Annotated in this window: 16 protein-coding genes; 7 read left to right on the plus strand and 9 right to left on the minus strand. The window is 72.4% G+C overall.

Annotation, left to right across the window (positions count from 1 at the left end; translation table 11 throughout):
- Positions 1–491 precede the first annotated feature (491 nt).
- Together ACGFIR_RS10790 and ACGFIR_RS10795 are read left to right on the plus strand one after the other, a co-directional pair.
- Positions 492–1,700, plus strand: coding sequence for a DUF349 domain-containing protein (locus ACGFIR_RS10790; RefSeq protein WP_393004154.1), 1,209 nt, complete (start codon positions 492–494; stop codon positions 1,698–1,700).
- 339 nt (positions 1,701–2,039) lie between these two features.
- A complete protein-coding gene (locus ACGFIR_RS10795; protein WP_393144476.1) occupies positions 2,040–3,635 on the plus strand; it encodes a cellulase family glycosylhydrolase in 1,596 nt (531 codons plus the stop codon).
- A 79-nt stretch (positions 3,636–3,714) separates the two neighbouring features.
- Here ACGFIR_RS10795 and miaB read toward each other — a convergent pair whose 3' ends face one another.
- On the minus strand, positions 3,715–5,229 hold the full coding sequence (gene miaB / locus ACGFIR_RS10800; RefSeq protein WP_393144478.1) for a tRNA (N6-isopentenyl adenosine(37)-C2)-methylthiotransferase MiaB: 1,515 nt from the start codon (positions 5,227–5,229) through the stop codon (positions 3,715–3,717).
- Between the two features lie 51 nt (positions 5,230–5,280).
- On the opposite strand from miaB, the gene ACGFIR_RS10805 reads away from it, so the two are divergent.
- Positions 5,281–5,511 carry a DUF2277 family protein gene (locus ACGFIR_RS10805; protein ID WP_393004160.1) on the plus strand — a complete coding sequence of 77 codons (231 nt, stop codon included), beginning with the start codon at positions 5,281–5,283 and terminating at the stop codon, positions 5,509–5,511.
- A 24-nt stretch (positions 5,512–5,535) separates the two neighbouring features.
- Here the strand turns inward: ACGFIR_RS10805 and ACGFIR_RS10810 are convergent, their stop codons facing one another.
- Both ACGFIR_RS10810 and selD read right to left on the minus strand, forming a co-directional pair.
- A complete protein-coding gene (locus tag ACGFIR_RS10810; protein WP_393004162.1) occupies positions 5,536–6,015 on the minus strand; it encodes a hypothetical protein in 480 nt (159 codons plus the stop codon).
- A gap of 284 nt (positions 6,016–6,299) precedes the next feature.
- Entirely contained in the window at positions 6,300–7,289 is a 990-nt protein-coding gene (gene selD, locus ACGFIR_RS10815; RefSeq protein ID WP_393144480.1) for a selenide, water dikinase SelD, read from the minus strand.
- Between the two features lie 187 nt (positions 7,290–7,476).
- On the opposite strand from selD, the gene ACGFIR_RS10820 reads away from it, so the two are divergent.
- From ACGFIR_RS10820 to ACGFIR_RS10835, 4 genes are read left to right on the plus strand one after another with little or no spacing between them, the layout of a single operon-like run.
- A complete protein-coding gene (locus ACGFIR_RS10820) occupies positions 7,477–8,232 on the plus strand; it encodes an amino acid ABC transporter ATP-binding protein (protein WP_393004166.1) in 756 nt (251 codons plus the stop codon).
- A 57-nt stretch (positions 8,233–8,289) separates the two neighbouring features.
- Positions 8,290–9,168 carry a glutamate ABC transporter substrate-binding protein gene (locus ACGFIR_RS10825; RefSeq protein WP_393004168.1) on the plus strand — a complete coding sequence of 293 codons (879 nt, stop codon included), beginning with the start codon at positions 8,290–8,292 and terminating at the stop codon, positions 9,166–9,168.
- Positions 9,169–9,210: 42 nt separating this feature from the next.
- The gene (locus ACGFIR_RS10830; protein WP_393004170.1) at positions 9,211–9,918 is read left to right on the plus strand and encodes an amino acid ABC transporter permease; all 708 of its coding nucleotides are present in this window, start codon (positions 9,211–9,213) and stop codon (positions 9,916–9,918) included.
- Entirely contained in the window at positions 9,915–10,880 is a 966-nt protein-coding gene (locus tag ACGFIR_RS10835; RefSeq protein WP_393144482.1) for an amino acid ABC transporter permease, read from the plus strand. Before ACGFIR_RS10830 ends, ACGFIR_RS10835 begins: the two co-directional genes overlap by 4 nt.
- Before the next feature lie 60 nt (positions 10,881–10,940).
- Here the strand turns inward: ACGFIR_RS10835 and rny are convergent, their stop codons facing one another.
- The 6 genes from rny to ACGFIR_RS10865 form a co-directional block, all read right to left on the minus strand.
- The gene (rny, locus tag ACGFIR_RS10840) at positions 10,941–12,707 is read right to left on the minus strand and encodes a ribonuclease Y (RefSeq protein ID WP_393004174.1); all 1,767 of its coding nucleotides are present in this window, start codon (positions 12,705–12,707) and stop codon (positions 10,941–10,943) included.
- A gap of 556 nt (positions 12,708–13,263) precedes the next feature.
- Complete coding sequence (locus ACGFIR_RS10845) at positions 13,264–13,977, minus strand: 3-keto-5-aminohexanoate cleavage protein (protein ID WP_393144484.1); 714 nt, start codon at positions 13,975–13,977, stop codon at positions 13,264–13,266.
- Between the two features lie 22 nt (positions 13,978–13,999).
- Positions 14,000–14,695: a regulatory protein RecX gene (locus tag ACGFIR_RS10850; RefSeq protein ID WP_393004178.1), complete on the minus strand. Its 696-nt coding sequence runs from the start codon at positions 14,693–14,695 to the stop codon at positions 14,000–14,002.
- Between the two features lie 13 nt (positions 14,696–14,708).
- Positions 14,709–15,755 (minus strand): recombinase RecA, encoded by a 1,047-nt coding sequence (recA, locus tag ACGFIR_RS10855; RefSeq protein ID WP_393004180.1) that lies wholly within the window; start codon positions 15,753–15,755, stop codon positions 14,709–14,711.
- A 184-nt stretch (positions 15,756–15,939) separates the two neighbouring features.
- The gene (locus ACGFIR_RS10860; RefSeq protein WP_393004182.1) at positions 15,940–16,140 is read right to left on the minus strand and encodes a DUF3046 domain-containing protein; all 201 of its coding nucleotides are present in this window, start codon (positions 16,138–16,140) and stop codon (positions 15,940–15,942) included.
- Positions 16,141–16,144: 4 nt separating this feature from the next.
- A complete protein-coding gene (locus tag ACGFIR_RS10865; protein ID WP_393144486.1) occupies positions 16,145–17,452 on the minus strand; it encodes an MFS transporter in 1,308 nt (435 codons plus the stop codon).
- Positions 17,453–17,472: the final 20 nt, after the last annotated feature.

Below are 17,472 nucleotides of genomic sequence, written 5' to 3' on the forward strand. Positions count from 1 at the left end.
CCGGCGCCCCGCACCCATGCTCCTGAGACCACCGCCGCCCGCCAGCGCCCAGACCACGTGCGTCCCCCCACCGCGTGCGCCGCCTCGACCACGTTGCGCCGCCCCGACCACGTGCGCCGCCCCGACCGCGTTACGCCGCCTCGGCCGCTTCCGTCGCCCCGACCACGTGCGTCGCCTCGGCCAGCCCCGCCTGCTCGCCGGTCCGCGCCACACGTCGCCCCGTGCCGGTCCGGCCGCCGTCGTGCCCACGCCGGGCCGAAGGGTCGGCCCGCCGCGCCGGGACGCCCGGCTCTCCGGGGCTCGCCGTACCAGAATGCGACACTCCCCCGGTGAGCCCGTCCGCGGGCGCTAGGACACCGTATGGTCACGGTCGGCGATAGGCGCTCGACGGGAACGGGGTCGCACCTGTGACAATGCCGGGGGAAACTTTGCTGCGCCGTGGCGGCGATCGCGGGACTGCTCCCCGACGCCGGGAGAACGAGGATGGGCACATGAGCGACTGGACTGCCTTCGGACGGGTGGACGCGGACGGCACCGTGTACGTCAAGACCGCCGACGGCGAGCGGGTGGTCGGATCCTGGCAGGCGGGAGCGCCCGAGGAGGGGCTGGCCCACTTCGCCCGCCGCTTCGACGACCTGGTGACCGAGGTCAACCTGACGGAGGCCCGGCTCAACTCGGGTGCCGCCGACGCCGGCCATTCACTGACCACCATCCGGCGGATCCGTGCGTCGCTCGCCGAGGCGCACGTCGTCGGCGACATCGACGCGCTGGCCGCCCGGTTGGACCGCCTCGCCACGGTCGCGGAGGAGAAGGCCGGCGAGGCCAAGGCCGCCCGGGACGCCGCGCGTACCGAGGCGCTCGCCCGCAAGCAGGCCCTGGTGGAGGAGGCGGAGAAGCTGGCCGCCGAGTCGACCGGCTGGAAGACCGCCGGGGACCGGCTCAAGGAGATCCTCGACGAGTGGAAGACCATCCGCGGCGTCGACAAGAAGACCGACGGTGAGCTGTGGAAGCGCTTCGCCGCCGCCCGCGACGGCTTCACCCGCCGCCGGGGCGCCCACTTCGCCTCGCTCGACGCGCAGCGCAAGCAGGCGCAGACGGCCAAGGAGGAGCTGGTCGCCGAGGCCGAGAAGCTGAAGGACTCCACCGACTGGGCGGCCACCGCCAACCAGCTCAAGGAGCTGATGAACCAGTGGAAGGCCGCTCCGCGGGCCTCCAAGGAGGCGGAGCAGAAGCTCTGGGAACGGTTCCGGGGCGCGCAGGACGAGTTCTTCACCCGGCGCAGCGAGGTCTTCTCCGCCCGCGACAACGAGCAGCGGGGCAACCTGGAGCGCAAGCAGGCGCTGCTGGCCGAGGCCGAGGCGCTGGACATCGACGGTGACCCGAAGGGCGCGCAGGCCAAGCTGCGGGAGATCCAGGCCCAGTGGCACGAGGCCGGCCGGGTGCCCCGCGAGGCGGCGGCCGGGCTGGAGCGCCGGCTGCGGGCCATCGACGAGAAGGTCCGCGAGGTGATGGACTCCGCGTGGCGGCGTACCACCAAGGAGGACAACCCTCTGCTCGCCCAGATGCGGGCGCAGGTCGCCGAGGCCGAGGAGCGGCTGGCCCGGGCCCAGGCGGCCGGGGACGCGCGGCGGGTCAAGGAGGCCGAGCAGGCGCTGTCCTCCAAGCGGCAGTTCCTCCAGCTCGCCGAGCAGGCCGGCTGAGCCGAGCCAATCCACCACGGGAGCCCCCGGTCCGCCACGGACCGGGGGCTTTCGCGTGTGTGCGTGGCCCGCCGGCCCGCGCCGGGTCACGGGCGGTTGACGCATCGAGGCGGGCTGATCAGAATGAGCGGCGGAGCCAGGTCCAGCACCGGCGCGAGGGCACCGACGGCGCACGTCACGCCGTCGGGGGACGCCGGTGGTCCCGCGAGCGGCCGCATCCCCACGTGGCACGTCCCGTCGCGCCCTGTCCGCGTACTCCCTGAGGGAGCGTGACGGCCGTCGCCCGGTTCCCGCCCGCGCCGCCGGTGGCGGCGGCGGGCAGTTCGAAGTGGAGCTCGCATGCACCGACGCAGCGCCCTCGGCGGCGCGATCACCGCGCTCGCCACCGCCGCGGCCGGCGTCCTCGTCGCCGCCGCCGTCAGCACCGCCCCGGCCGTCGCCGCCCCTGCCGGCACCGGGACCGGCTACCTGCACACCAACGGCAACAAGATCGTCGACAGCACCGGCGCGACGGTACGCATCACCGGCATCAACTGGTTCGGCATGGAGACCGACAACAAGACCTTCCACGGGCTGTGGTCGACCAACCCGTGGCGGGGCCAGATCGACAAGATGGCCAGCCTCGGCTACAACACGCTGCGCGTGCCGTACTCGAACGACGCGCTGAAGCCGGGTGCCACGGCCAGCGGCATCAACGACTTCGTCAATCCGGACCTGGTCGGGCTCTCCCCGTTGCAGATCCTCGACAAGGTCATCGACTACGCCGGCGACAAGGGGATGCGGGTCATCCTGGACCGGCACCGGCCGACGTCGGCCGGCCAGTCCCCGCTCTGGTACACCCCGACGGTCTCGGAGGCGACCTGGATCAACGACTGGAAGATGCTCGCCCAGCGGTACGCGGGCAACACCACGGTGATCGGGGCGGACCTGCACAACGAGCCGCACGCCGAGGGGACGAACCCGGCGGCCACCGGCGCGTGCTGGGGCTGCGGCGATCCGGCCCGGGACTGGCGGCTGGCCGCCGAGCGGGCCGGCAACGCGGTCCTGTCGGTGCAGCCGAACTGGCTGATCTTCGTGGAGGGGGTGAGCTGCCCCAGCGGCGGCCTCTCCGACGTCTGGGACGGCGACCCGAGCAACGACGAGGACTGCGGCTGGTGGGGCGGCAACCTGACGAAGGCCAGGGACTTCCCGGTGCGGCTCGACGTGCCGAACCGGCTGGTCTACTCGCCGCACGAGTACGCCACCTCGGTCTTCGAGCAGAACTGGTTCAAGTCCCCCGACTTCCCGGACAACCTGCCGGGCATCTGGGACAAGTACTGGGGTTACCTGTACAAGCAGAACATCGCGCCGATCATGATGGGCGAGTTCGGCAGCACCCTGGCCGATCCCCGGGACCGGGTGTGGTTGGAGAAGTTGATGGCCTACACCGGCACCGGGGTCGACGGGATGTCGTTCACGTACTGGTCGTGGAACCCGAACTCGGGTGACACCGGGGGCATCGCGCTCGACGACTGGACGAACATCAACACCACCAAGCAGGCCATCCTCCAGCCGTACCTGATCCCGCCGGTCGGTGGTGGGGGCGGCCCGACGCCGACGGCGACGGCGACGCCGACCTCGACGCCGGCCGGGGGCTGCACGGGCGCGTACCGGCAGGTCAACGCGTGGCAGGGCGGCTTCCAGGGGGAGCTGACGGTGACGAACACCGGCACCGCGACGGTCAACCCGTGGCAGGTCACCTGGAGCTGGCCGGCCGGGGTGAGCCTCGCCAGCGGCTGGAACGCCACGGTGACCCAGTCCGGCACGACGGTGACGGCGGCGGCCCCGACCTGGGCGGGGGCGCTGGCGCCGGGCGCCTCGGTGACCGTCGGCTTCACCGCCAACGGCTCGTCCGCCGCGCCCGGCACGGTGAGGCTCAACGGCGTCGCCTGCTGATTCCACCCCCGTCGGCCGGCACGGCGTCCGCCGACGCACCGGCCGGGGCCCGCGCGTGCGGGTCCCGGCCGGTCGCGGGTCAGTGCGCGGCGCAGCCCGTCGTCGGCGCGGGCGCCGCGGCCGGCGCGCCGATCGTCGGCAGCCCGAGCAGCACGCCCGGCGTACGCGGGGCACGCCCCGCCTCGGCCGCGTCGCCGGCCCGGGTGCGCCGGTGCGACAGGGGCGCGCCGTCGGCGTTGAGGTGGTGCGGGGCGGCGTAGGTGATGGTGGTGTGCACGACGTCACCGGGGCGGATGGGCCCCGTGCCGCCGCCCTGGCCGGCCGCGCCGGTGGCGAAGTGGACCAGGCGACCGTCGCGGGCGCGGCCGGACATCCGGCCCGTACGCTCGTCCTTGCGCCCCTCGCCGACGGCGACCAGCACCTCGACGGTCTCCCCCACGAGCTTCTTGTTCTCCGCCCAGGTGATCTCCTCCACGCAGGCGATCAGCCGCTCGTAGCGCTCCTGCACGACCTGCTTGGGCAGCTGGCCGTCCATCGTGGCGGCCGGCGTGCCGGGGCGCTTGGAGTACTGGAAGGTGAACGCGGAGGAGAAGCGGGCCTCGCGGACCACGTCGAGGGTGCGCTCGAAGTCGGCCTCGGTCTCGCCGGGGAAGCCGACGATGATGTCGGTGGTGATCGCCGCGTCCGGCATCGCCGCCCGGACCCTGGAGATGATGCCCAGGTAGCGGTCGGCCCGGTAGGAGCGGCGCATGGCGCGCAGCACGTCGTCGGAGCCGGACTGCAGCGGCATGTGCAGCGAGTGGCAGACGTTGGGCGTCTCGGCCATCGCGGCGATCACGTCGTCGGTGAAGTCCTTCGGGTGCGGGCTGGTGAACCGCACCCGCTCCAACCCCTCGACGTCGCCGCAGGCGCGCAGCAACTTGCCGAAGGCGAGCCGGTCGCCGAACTCGACGCCGTAGGAGTTGACGTTCTGCCCGAGCAGGGTCACCTCCAGCACGCCCTCGTCGACGAGCGCGCGGACCTCGGAGAGGATGTCGCCGGGGCGGCGGTCCTTCTCCTTGCCCCGCAGAGAGGGCACGATGCAGAACGTGCAGGTGTTGTTGCAGCCGACGGAGATCGAGACCCAGCCGGCGTACGTGGACTCGCGGCGGGTGGGCAGGGTCGAGGGGAAGACCTCGAGGGACTCGAGGATCTCCACCTCGGCCGCCGCGTTGTGCCGGGCCCGTTCCAGCAGCACCGGCAGCGACCCGATGTTGTGGGTGCCGAACACCACGTCGACCCAGGGCGCCTTGCGGACGATCTCGCCCCGGTCCTTCTGGGCCAGGCAGCCGCCCACGGCGATCTGCATCCCCGGGTGCCGGGCCTTGACGGGGCGCAGGTGACCCAGGTTGCCGTAGAGCCGGTTGTCGGCGTTCTCCCGGACGGCGCAGGTGTTGAACACCACCACGTCCGGGTTGTCGTCGGCTTCGGCGGCGCGTACGTAGCCAGCCTGGTCCAGCAGGCCGGAGATGCGCTCGGAGTCGTGCACGTTCATCTGGCAGCCGTAGGTGCGCACCTGGTAGGTGCGCGGGCTGCTCGCCGCTGCGGTAGTCATGACCCGGACAGCGTATCCGGGTCCACCGACCTGACCGAACGAGGAGGAGCCGTGTGCCGGAGCATCAAGACCCTGCGGGAGCCGTACACCGAGGAGGTGACCCCGGCCGACGTCGACGCCGCGGCGTTGCAGTACGTCCGCAAGATCTCGGGTTTCCGCAAGCCCGCCGCCCACAACGCCGCGGCCTTCGACGCGGCGGTGGCCGCCGTCGCCGCGGCCACCGCGACCCTGCTCGGGGAGCTGGAGGTACGCGGCGGCCGCTCCGCCGGCCGGGCGGGCTGACCCCGCCGGGCCGGCCCGGGCAGCTCAGGCGGCGGCGAGCGCCGGGAGCACCGAGTCCGGCGCCCAGCGCGAGCGGTGGCACTGCGACCAGCCGCGACAGCGCGGGTCCGCCTCGGTGCACAGCCGCTGGTTGGTGAGCAGTTCGCCGTCGTCGGTCTCCCGCACGTCGAAGTGCACCGGCCGGATCGTGCCGTCGGGCGCGACGAGCAGGTGCCGCCCGGCGTCGAGCGTGTCGTCGCGCAGCAGGCAGTTGCGGTCCAGCAGCCGCGCGAGCGCGGCGATGCTGCCGTGCTCGGAGAGCCGCTCGGGCACCCCGTAGCAGTCCACGATCGTGGCGAACTCCCCCGGCGCCTGCCAGACGTCGCAGATCACCGCGTACGTCGGCAGGCGGGCGGGGTCCGCCGCCGCCAGGGGCATCACCACCCGGCCGAGCGCCTCGGCCAGTGCCGGGTAGACCTCCACCGGCCGCACCTGGTCGATTCTCCAGTTCCACAGCTCGGTCATGCCGCCTCCTCGCTGTGCTCGTCCCACCGGCCTCCGGATCGGGCCTTATGACGATGGTGGGGGGCATATGACCTCAGCCGGGGGCAAGTTACCGGTCTGTGACCATTCCGGGCAAAATTTCCCCGAGCGCCGTTGCTCAGAGCAGCCGAAAGATGACAGTTTATCGGGTACGGTGGCCCACTCCGGGCGCCACACGCCGGGCGCGACACCTCCGGCCGGAAGTCCGGCGCACGGTCCCCGCAGCGCACGCCGGTCGCGGTGCCAGGCACGCCGAGGGACCGGCCTCAGCGCACCAGCACGCGGTGCTCACCGGGCGGCAGCAGCTCACCGACCACGGTGGCGCCGGGCAGCTCACCGGCGACCAGCAGGCCGCCCGAGGTCTGCGCGTCGGCCAGCAGCAGCCGGTCCTCCTCGGCGACCCGGCCGAAGTCCGTCCACGGGGTGACCCACTCCAGGTTGCGCCGGCTGCCGCCGCTGACGTGCCCGTCGCGCACCGCCTCCCGGGCGCCGGCCAGGTAGGGCACCCGGGCCGCGTCGATCGCCACCGTCAGCCGGCTCGCCCGGGCCAGCTTGGACGCGTGGCCGAGCAGGCCGAATCCGGTCACGTCGGTGCCGCAACGGACGCCGGCCGCCACCGCGGCCCGCGCCGCGTCCCGGTTGAGGGTCGTCATCGCGGCGACCGCCTCGGGGAAGCTCTCCCCGGTGGCCTTGTGCCGGGTGTTGAGCACGCCGACGCCGAGGGGCTTGGTCAGCGACAGCGGCAGGCCCGCCCGACCCGCGTCCAGGGTGATCAGCTCCTCGGGCCGGACCACCCCGGTGACGGCCAGCCCGTACTTGGGGCCCTCGTCGTCGACGCTGTGCCCGCCGGCGAGGTGGCACCCGGCGTCGCGGGCCACGTCCTGCCCGCCGCGCAGCACCTCCCGGGCCAGCTCCAGCGGCAGTACGTCGCGCGGCCAGCAGAGCAGGTTGAGGGCCACCAGGGGGGTGCCGCCCATGGCGTACACGTCGGAGAGGGCGTTGGTCGCGGCGATGCGCCCCCAGTCGTACGCGTCGTCGACGACGGGGGTGAAGAAGTCGGCCGTGGTGACCAGGCCGGTGCGTTCGTCGAGCCGGACCACCGCCGCGTCGTCGCCGTGGTCGAGCCCGACGAGCAGCTCGGCGGTGCCGGTGGCCGGGCCGAGTCCGGCGACCATGGTCTCCAGCTCTCCCGGGGGGATCTTGCACGCGCAGCCGCCGCCCCGGGCGTACCGGGTGAGCCGTACCGGTTCGGTCATCCCCACATGGTCTCCCGGAGGTTTCGCCTGCCGGAAAGGCGGGGTCCGACGGGTCAGAATCGGACTCCCGACCGCGATCTGAGCTGGTGTTACCGCTCCGTGACCAACTGAGTTGCGTACCGCCACATCCCCCCGCCTAAAGTTGCCGCACCGGGGGTCGTCCGACCCCCGCGCGACGACAGGGACGGTGAACGACGTGACGACGGGCGAACCGCTCATCGTGCTGGACTCGGTCAACAAGTGGTTCGGGCCGCTGCACGTACTGGACGACGTCTCACTGTCGGTCGGGCGCGGCGAGGTGGTCGTGGTGATCGGGCCGTCGGGCTCCGGCAAGTCCACGCTCTGCCGCACCATCAACCGCCTCGAACCGATCAGCTCCGGCACGATCACCTTCGACGGGCAGGCGCTGCCGGCCGAGGGCAAGGCTCTGGCGAAGCTGCGCAGCGAGGTCGGCATGGTCTTCCAGTCGTTCAACCTCTTCGCGCACAAGACGATCCTCGAGAACGTCACCCTCGGGCCGGTCAAGGTCCGCAAGGAGAAGCCGGCGGCGGCGCGCGAGCGCGGGCTGGCCCTGCTGGACCGGGTGGGCATCGCCAACCAGGCCGACAAGTTCCCGGCGCAGCTCTCCGGCGGCCAGCAGCAGCGGGTGGCGATCGCCCGGGCGCTGGCCATGCAGCCCAAGGCGATGCTCTTCGACGAGCCGACCAGCGCGCTGGACCCGGAGATGGTCGGCGAGGTGCTGGACGTGATGACGTCGCTGGCCAGTGACGGCATGACCATGGTCGTGGTGACCCACGAGATGGGCTTCGCCCGGCACGCGGCGAACCGGGTCATCTTCATGGCCGACGGCCAACTGGTCGAGGACGCGCCGCCGGCCGAATTCTTCGCGAACCCGCGCAGCGAGCGGGCCAAGGACTTCCTCTCCAAAATCCTCACGCACTAGCCGTCCGTACCCGGAGCGCGCCGTCCCCCGGCGGTTCCGTCCAAGAAGGAGATCAACATGCGTATCACGCGCGTAGCGGCGCTTGCGGCGGCCGCCACCCTGGCGCTCGGCATGACCGCCTGCGGTGGCGACGACGCCGACGAGGGCACCGGCGCCGGCAGCAAGTCCTTCGCCGCCGGCAGCACGATGGAGCGCCTCAACAAGGCCCAGGCCATCAAGATCGGCACGAAGTTCGACCAGCCCGGCTTCGGCCAGAAGGGCCTCTCCGGCAAGCCGGAGGGCTTCGACGTCGAGGTCGCGAAGATCATCGTCAAGGAGCTCGGCATCCCCGAGGACAAGATCGAGTGGGTCGAGGCCCCCTCGAAGGTCCGCGAGGACGTGATCGTGAACGGCACGGTCGACCTGGTCGCCGCCACCTACACGATCAACGACAAGCGCAAGGAGCGCATCGCGTTCGCCGGGCCGTACTACGAGGCCGGCCAGAACATCATGGTGAAGAAGGACGACGCGGCCATCACCGGCCCGGACTCGTTCAAGGACGGCACCAAGAAGGTCTGCTCGGTCACCGGATCCACGCCGGCCGAGGAGATCAAGAAGCACGTCAAGGACGTCGCCACCCAGCTGGTGCTGTTCGACACCTACGACAAGTGCCGCGACGCCCTCAAGGGCGGCCAGGTCGACGCCGTCACCACGGACAACGTGATCCTGCTCGGCTACATCGCCAAGGACGAGGCGTCGTTCAAGCTGGCCGGCAGCAACTTCACCAAGGAGCCGTACGGCATCGGGGTGAAGAAGGAGGACACCGACTTCCGCAACTTCATCAACGACACGCTGGAGAAGGCGTACGCGGACGGCAGCTGGAAGAAGGCCTGGGACGACACCGCCGGCAAGTTCGGTGCCGAGCTCGGCGCCGCCCCGACCGTCAACCGCTACTGAGCCTGAATCGCTGATCTGGAGGGTGGGGAGGAAGACCGTCCCGTGAGTGTGCTCATCGACAAGTTCGACGTCTTCGCGGGTGGATTTTGGCTCACCCTCCAGATCTGCGTACTCGCCGCGGTCGGCGCCCTGGTCCTGGGCGCTGTCCTGGCGGTGCTGCGGATCTCCCCGGTGCCACCGCTGCGGGCGCTCGGCACCGGCTACGTGAACGTGTTCCGCAACATGCCGCTGACCGTGGTGATGTTCTTCGCCGCGTTCGGTCTGCCGGCGCTCGGCTCCAACGCGGACTTCCTACGGATCCCCGGCCTGGACGCGGTGTTCAGCCGGCTCGACACCGACCTGCCGTACTTCCGCTTCGCGCTGATCGCGCTGGTGCTCTACACCGCGGCGTTCGTCTGCGAGGCGCTGCGCTCCGGCGTGAACGCGGTGCCCGCCGGCCAGGCGGAGGCCGCCCGGTCGCTCGGGCTCACCTTCGGCCAGAACCTGCGCTACGTGGTGCTGCCGCAGTCCTGGAAGGCCTCGGTGGTGCCGCTCGGGTCGGTGATCATCGCGATGATCAAGAACTCGGCCCTGGTCGGCTTCTTCGGCGTGGTCGGTGACCTCTCGCAGACCGCCGACCAACTGACCTCGGCCGAGGGCTACGCCTTCGTCCCCGTCGCCATCGGCATCTCGATCGGATACCTGATCATGACCGTCCCCCTCGGCGCACTCCTCGACCGGATCGAGAAGCGGCAGGCGGTGGCCCGGTGAGCCAGCAGAGCGTCCTCTACGACGTCCCCGGGCCCCGGCAGCGCCGGCTCACCCTGATCGGCAGCGTGGTGGCGACGGTGCTGCTGCTCGCCGCCGCGTACTTCCTGGTCTACCGGCCGCTGAACGACAAGGGCCAGTTCTCGATGGAGCTGTGGGGGCCGCTGATCGACCCCTCCAACGAGAACTTCTCCCTGGTGTGGAAGCGGATCGGCACCGGCATCACGAACACCCTGACCGCCGCCGCGCTGGCCATCGTCTCCTCGCTGGTGGTCGGCACCCTGCTCGCGGTGCTGCGGATCCAGCTCAAGAGCCTCACCCAGCGCCGGTTCACCGGGTTGGCGACACCGCTGGCGTACCTGCTGCGCGGGCTGAGCACGCTGCTGTCGGCGGTCACCCGGGTCTGCGTCGAGGTGTTCCGGGGCCTGCCGGTGGTCATCACGATCTTCTTCGTGGCCCGTGGCTTCCCCGAGTTCGGCGTCTCGTTCGACACGCTGTGGTACCTGGTCATCGGCCTGACCATCTACAACTCCGTGGTGATCGCCGAGATCCTCCGCTCCGGCATGGAGGGCCTGCCCGGCGGGCAGGCCGAGGCGGCCTCCGCGATCGGCCTCTCCCCGTTGCAGACCACCCGGATGATCCTGCTGCCGCAGGCGTTCCGGATCATGCTGCCGGCGCTGATCAGCCAGCTCGTCGTGGTGCTCAAGGACACCTCGCTGGGCTTCATCATCAGCTACGAGGAGACCCTGAACATCGGCAAGCAGATCATCGGCGCGCTGGACAACCCGATCCAGGTCTACATCGTGATCGCGCTGCTGTTCATCCTGGTGAACTACGCGCTGTCGAAGCTGGCCCAGTACGTCCAGCACCGGCTCTCCCGGGGCCGCAAGACCGCCGGCACCCCGGCCCAGAACCCGCCCCCGGCGGCGCTCACCGCGCAGGCGGAGGGCACCGGCGCCGCCTGATCCGCACGTACGACGAAGGGCCGGCCCGATCGCATCGGGCCGGCCCTTCGCGTTGCGCCGTCAGCGGGCGATCTCGGTGACCCGGGACTCGCGGACCACGGTCACCCGGATCTGCCCCGGGTAGGTCAGCTCCTCCTCGATCTGCTTGGCCACGTCCCGGGCCAGCACGGCCGCGCCGATGTCGTCCACGTCGTCCGGCTTGACCATCACCCGGATCTCCCGGCCGGCCTGCATGGCGAAGACCTTCTCCACACCGAGCTTGCCGGCCGCGATCTCCTCGATCCGCTCCAGCCGCTTGACGTACGCCTCAAGGCTCTCCCGGCGGGCCCCCGGCCGGCCGCCCGAGCAGGCGTCGGACGCCTGGGTGAGGACGGCCTCGACGGTCTGCGGCGGCACCTCGTTGTGGTGCGCCTCGATGGCGTGGACGACGTCCTCGCTCTCGCCGTACTTGCGGGCGAGGTCGGCGCCGATGATGGCGTGGCTGCCCTCCACCTCGTGGGTGAGCGCCTTGCCGATGTCGTGCAGGAACGCCGAGCGCTTGATGAGCGGCACGTCCAGCCGCAGTTCGGCGGCCATGACGCCGGCGATGTGCGCGGTCTCCACCAGGTGCTTGAGCACGTTCTGCCCGTACGACGTCCGGTAGCGCAGCCGGCCGAGCAGGGTGACCAGCTCCGGGTGGATCTCGGTGATGCCCACCTCGACCAGGGCGTCCTCGGCGGCCCGCTGGCACAGCTCCTCCACCTCGTGCCGGGCCAGGTCGTAGACCTCCTCGATGCGGTGCGGGTGGATCCGCCCGTCCAGGACCAGCTTCTCCAGGGTCAGCCGGCCGACCTCCCGGCGCACCGGGTCGAAACAGGAGAGCAGCACCGCCTCGGGGGTGTCGTCGATGATCAGGTTGACGCCGGTGACCGACTCGAAGGCGCGGATGTTGCGGCCCTCCCGGCCGATGATCCGCCCCTTCATCTCGTCGCCGGGCAGGTGCAGGACGCTGACCACGCTCTCCGCGGTCTGCTCGCTGGCGACCCGCTGGATGGCGTCGACGACGATGTGCCGCGCGCGCTGCTCGGCGGTGCCGCGCGCGTCGGACTCGATGTCCCGCACCAGCAGCGCGGCCTCCCGCTTGGCCTGGACCTCGATCGCCTCGATCAGCTCGGCGCGGGCCGCGTCGGCGGTGAGGCCGGCGACCCGCTCCAGCTCGCGGCGCCGCTGCTCCTCCGCCTCGGCGAGCTCGGCCTCGCGCTGGACGAGCGCGGCCTCCCGGGCCGACAGGGCCGCGCTGGCGGCGGTGAGCTGCCGCTCCCGCTCGGCGAGCCGCTCCACCTCCTCGGTGTGCAGCCGCTCGCGCTCGTCCATCCGGGCCGCCCGCCGCTCCACCTCGGCGGCCTGCTCCCGGGTGGTGGCGGCGAGCACCGCGACCTCCCGCTCGCCGCTGCGCCGGGCGGTGACCCGCAACTGCTCCGCGTCGGCCTCGGCCTGCTTGTGGGCCCGCTCCAGGACGGTGTCGGCCTCCGCCCGGGCGTCGTCGAGCACCCGGCGGGCCTCGGCCCGGGCCGCCTTCGCCTCGGCCCTCGCGGCGGCTGCCTCCGCGCGGGCCGCCGCGGCGGCGGACTTCGCCACGTCGATCGTGCTGTTGGCCTCGTCGGCGGCGGTGCGCAGGGCCGCGAGGGACTGCTCCTGCCGGTCCTTCTCGGCGATGAAGGCGGGGTCCTCGGGCGCCGGCGCCGCGCTGAACCGCCGCAGCGCCCGTACGCCGAGCAGCACCGCCCCGAGCACGACCACGGTCAGGACCAGCACGACGGCGAGGATCACGGCGTCGAACCCGCTCATGTCGGCACCCCGGTGCAACTGCGCCGCCTCGCCATGGCCGCCTCCCCTGAACGTCGGGACCGCAGCGACCGTGCCGATGGGCACGCACCCTGCGGCTGTGGACGCCCGACCGGAGCGACTGGCCGTGGGGTAGCTTCCGTCGGCGGTGCGCCACATGGGAGCATCGCCGACGGCCGGGTGCAGTTGTCACGCCAGCGTCGGACCGGCCAGTCCGAGCTGCCGCCAATGACCGATCGGATCGGTCAAAGTGATGCTGTTCCGTTACACGATCTATGTTGTGCGCTTAGCCTGCGCTTGGTCGGGCAATGTGAGCCTGTATGGCGAGGCTAGGTCTCCCGGGGCGGTCTGGTCAAGAAGTCATGATCAAACCCCCCGAACGGAGAGAAGTTGTCGCGTTACTCAGCGCTGATTTCGTGCCGGACACCGACGGACAAAAGCGGCGGCCAATCGACGCCGGTCACGCATCGGCCCTGCTCAGCCGGGCCGACGCGGACGCGGTCCGCGTGGACCCGGTGCGACCGACTGTGACGTAACCGTCGGCGCGTCGGCGCGCCGGTCAGGGGGCGCCCGCGGCGAGCGCCGCCGACACCAGTGCGGCGTTGTCGGGCGCGGTCGAGCCGTCCGGCAGCGACAGGGTGTCTTCCAGCCCGACGCGGCGGTGCAACCCTCGACGCACCGCTTCGGCCAGCACCGCCCATGTCGCCGGCCCCTCGGCGTGCAGCAGCACCGGTGGGCCCCCGCTCACCCGGGGCGGCAGCGCCGCCAGCATGGCGGCGGCGTCCGCCAGCGCCGCCATGCGCTCCTCGGCCATGCACTCGATCAGGATCCGCCCGGCCGGCACCCGCCACCGCGTGTGAGCCCGCACCGCGTCGACCGTCCAGAGCCCCGCTTCCACCATGACGCCCCGCTCGTGCAGCGCCGCCGCCACCGCCTCCGCGCCCGGCTCGTGCGCGTTGACCGAGGCAAAGTCGGGCAGCACCCGCCAGGCCCGAACGGCGGCCACCCGGGCGGCCGGGTCCGGCTCGATCCAGGCCCCGGTGCTCACCCCGACGGGCAACCCCGGTCGGGCGGCCCGGATCGCGTCCAGCGCGGCGGCGACCGCCGACGGGTGCAGGGACTCCCGGCCGGCGCCGTCCCGTGGGTGCATGTGCACCGCGATGGCACCGAGCGCCGCGCAACGGGCCGCGTCGGCCGCCAGCTCGGCCGGGGTGACCGGCACCGCCGGATGCTCGTCACGCATCCGGGCCCCGTTGAGGCACGCCTTCAGCATCGGAGCTCTCCCTCCGCCGCGCTCACCCGCCGGAACCGCTGTCCCGGTCGAGATCGCCCTCGGCGTCGGCGAGCGCGTCGGCGTCGATCTGCTCGGCGAACTCGGCCGCCTCGGCGCTCTGCGCGGCCAGCGCGTCCTTCACCGCCCGGATCGCCACGCCCGGCGGATAGCCCTTGCGGGCCAGCATGGCCACCAGCCGGCGGAAGACGGCGTCCGGCTCACCCCGGGCGGTACGCAGCTTCCGTTCGACCAGGACGCGGGCGGTCTCGGCCTCGGTCTCCTCGTCCAACTCGCCGAGCGCCTCGCTCGCGACCTCGCCGTCCACCCCGCGCCGGCGCAGCTCGTTGGCGAGCGCCCGGCGGGCCAGGCCCCGACCGTTGTGCCGGCTGGACACCCAGGCCCGGGCGAAGGCGGCGTCGTCGATGATGCCGACCTCGTCGTAGCGGTCGAGCACCTCCGCCGAGACCTCGTCGGAGACGCCCCGCTTCGCCAGCGCCCCGGCCAGCTCGGCCCGGGTGCGGGGTCGGACGGCGAGTTGGCGCAGGCAAATCTCCCGCGCCAGCTCGGCCTCGTCGCGGGGTGGGGCCGAGGGCTGCTCGGGATCGGTGTCGCCGGCTGCACCGCGCCGGGCCCGACGGGGTCGGGGCGTGTTGTCGTCACCCGCGCGGGCGGGGCTGGCATCCCAACCCCGCCCGGTGCGGGCGCGTCGTCCTGCCACGGGTCAGGACCGGTCAGAAGTCGACCGGCGGCAGCTCCGGGCCACCGGCGGCGTCACCCGCGCCGACCCCGACGCCGAGCTTCTCCAGGATCTTCTTCTCGATCTCGGCGGCCACGTCCGGGTTCTCCCGGAGGAACTCGCGGGCCTTCTCCTTGCCCTGACCCAGCTGGTCGCCGTCGTAGGTGTACCAGGCGCCGGACTTGCGGATGATCGCCTGCTCGACGCCGACGTCGATCAGCGAGCCCTCGCGGGAGATGCCCTTGCCGTACATGATGTCGAACTCGGCCTGCTTGAACGGCGCGGCGACCTTGTTCTTCACGACCTTGACGCGGGTGCGGTTACCGACCACGTCGGTGCCGTCCTTGAGGCTCTCGATGCGACGCACGTCGAGCCGGACGGAGGCGTAGAACTTCAGCGCCCGACCACCCGTGGTGGTCTCGGGGCTGCCGAACATCACGCCGATCTTCTCGCGGAGCTGGTTGATGAAGATCGCCGTGGTGCCGGTGTTGTTGAGCACACCGGTGATCTTCCGCAGCGCCTGGCTCATCAGCCGGGCCTGGAGGCCCACGTGGCTGTCACCCATCTCGCCCTCGATCTCGGCGCGCGGCACCAGCGCGGCCACCGAGTCGATGACGATGATGTCGATCGCGCCGGAGCGGACCAGCATGTCCGCGATCTCCAGCGCCTGCTCGCCGGTGTCGGGCTGGGAGACCAGCAGGGCGTCGGTGTCGACGCCGAGGGCCTTGGCGTATTCCGGGTCGAGCGCGTGCTCGGCGTCGACGAAGGCGGCGATGCCGCCGGAGCGCTGGGCGTTGGCCACCGCGTGCAGCGCCACCGTGGTCTTACCGCTGGACTCCGGGCCGTAGATCTCGACGACCCGGCCCCGGGGCAGACCGCCCACGCCGAGCGCCACGTCGAGCGCGATCGAACCCGTCGGGATCACCGACGTCTGGATGACCGGCCGCTCCCCCAGCCGCATCACCGAACCCTTGCCGAACTGCTTGTCGATCTGAGCGAGAGCAAGGTCGAGTGCCTTCTCCCGGTCGGGCCCTGCGGCCATGTTTGCCACCCCTGCCTTCGCCGGCGTCTTTCCTGAGCTTCGCGTCACGCGGACACGCTAGGCGCTGGGTCCGACAGAAAACCAGCCGACCGGCCGTGAGCTGTGGACGAGCGCCCCGCTGTGGACAATAGCCGAACAGGTGTACGAGTCGGCAAGCGACACGCGCGAGCCGGGAAACGGCTGCTCAGCGTAGTCGCGCGGGCACCCGGTCGGGATAGGCGGCGCAGACCGCGCGCCACACCACGTGGGTCTGCTCACCCGCCGCCAGGGCCTGCTCGACGGTCCGCCCGCCGAGCTGCGAGAGCACCTGGTCGCGGGCGATGCTGGCCGCGTAGCCGGGACCGAACGCCTCCTCCAGCCGGGTCCAGAAGTCGGTCAGCCGCACGTGATCAGTCCTCCTCGTCCGGTGCCCCCACCGGCACCGGCCGCAACGCTAGCGTCACCAGGGGCACCACCGCGACCGCCGCGAGTCCGGTGAGCACCGGATATCCGGCCACCTCCACGACAAACCCGCTGACCGCCCCGGCCCCGGCGCCGGCGAGCCCCATGGTCAGGTCGGAGAGCCCCTGCACGCTCGGCCGGACCCCCACCGGCACCGACTCCGACAGCAGCGTCGAGCCCGCGACCATGGTCCCCGACCAGCCCAGGCCGAGCAGGAACAACCCGACCGAGAGCCGGGCCGTGTGGTGCCCGGCGGTGCCGGCGACCGCGCAGGCCGCGAGCAGCAGCCCGACGCCACCGAGGATCACCGCCCGGCGACCGACGCGGTCGGTGAGCCACCCCGCCAGCGGGGCGAGGGCGTACATGCCGGCGATGTGCAGGCTCAGCACGAGACCGACCACCCGCAGCACGTCGGCGTCGTCGTGCCACTCGTGCAGGCGTACCGGGGTCATCACCATCACCGAGACCATCACCAGGTGGCCGACCGCCACGGCGACGATGCCGAGCCGGGCGGCCGGGCGGGTGCGTACCACCGACCAGGCGGCCCGCATGCCCGCACCGCGCCGGGCGGTCGGCGCCGGCGCGAGGACGGGGGTCGCCGGCGTGGCGGCCGTCGCCAGCCGGCGCGCCGTGAGCAGCGGGTCCGGCCGCAGCAGCGCCAGGATCGCCCCGGCGGCGAGCACCAGGGCGACAGCGCTGAACGCGAACGGACCGGCCAGCGGCGGCAGCCCCCAGCCGCTGGTGGTGCGGTCGGCGAGCGTGGCGAAGTTCGGCGCGGCGACCGCGCCGAGGGTGGTGGCCCAGACGATCACCGAGAGCTGGCGGCCCCGGCGGGCGGGGGCCGCCAGGTCGACCGCCGTGTAGCGGGCCTGGAGGTTGGCCGCGCTGCCGCCGCCGAACAGGAGCATGCCGAGGAAGAGCAGCGGAACCCAGCGGGTGACCGCCGCCAGGACCACGAGGGCACCGCCGGCCGCGCCGGTCAGGTACGCCACGACCAGGCCCGGCCGCCGGCCACGGGCCGTCATGAGCCGGGTGACCGGCACGGCCAGCAACGCGCCGCCGACCACGGCCGCGCTGCTCGCCAGCCCTGCGACGGCGGTGCCGGCGATGTCGGCGGCGAGCAGCGCCCCGACCGTGACCCCGATGGTCACCCCGATCCCGCCGATGATCTGGGTGACGAAGAGCAACCGCAGCGTACGCCGCTGGATGGGCGCGACGTCGGAGGCGGCGAGCGGCGCGACGAGGTCTGTGGCCACGTCTGCTCCTTCGGGGTAAG

It is taken from the genome of Micromonospora sp. NPDC049051 (genome assembly GCF_043197575.1).
Taxonomy (GTDB): domain Bacteria; phylum Actinomycetota; class Actinomycetes; order Mycobacteriales; family Micromonosporaceae; genus Micromonospora.

What these genes read in the sequence shown, in the direction of transcription:
- ACGFIR_RS10845 (WP_393144484.1), bottom strand. Translation starts at nt 13,977, where the DNA reads ATGCTGAAGGCGTGCCTCAACGGGGCCCGGATGCGTGACGAGCATCCG.
- miaB (WP_393144478.1), bottom strand. Translation starts at nt 5,229, where the DNA reads ATGACTACCGCAGCGGCGAGCAGCCCGCGCACCTACCAGGTGCGCACC.
- ACGFIR_RS10810 (WP_393004162.1), bottom strand. Translation starts at nt 6,015, where the DNA reads ATGACCGAGCTGTGGAACTGGAGAATCGACCAGGTGCGGCCGGTGGAG.
- ACGFIR_RS10825 (WP_393004168.1), top strand. Translation starts at nt 8,290, where the DNA reads ATGCGTATCACGCGCGTAGCGGCGCTTGCGGCGGCCGCCACCCTGGCG.
- rny (WP_393004174.1), bottom strand. Translation starts at nt 12,707, where the DNA reads ATGAGCGGGTTCGACGCCGTGATCCTCGCCGTCGTGCTGGTCCTGACC.
- recA (WP_393004180.1), bottom strand. Translation starts at nt 15,755, where the DNA reads ATGGCCGCAGGGCCCGACCGGGAGAAGGCACTCGACCTTGCTCTCGCT.
- ACGFIR_RS10795 (WP_393144476.1), top strand. Translation starts at nt 2,040, where the DNA reads ATGCACCGACGCAGCGCCCTCGGCGGCGCGATCACCGCGCTCGCCACC.
- ACGFIR_RS10790 (WP_393004154.1), top strand. Translation starts at nt 492, where the DNA reads ATGAGCGACTGGACTGCCTTCGGACGGGTGGACGCGGACGGCACCGTG.
- selD (WP_393144480.1), bottom strand. Translation starts at nt 7,289, where the DNA reads ATGACCGAACCGGTACGGCTCACCCGGTACGCCCGGGGCGGCGGCTGC.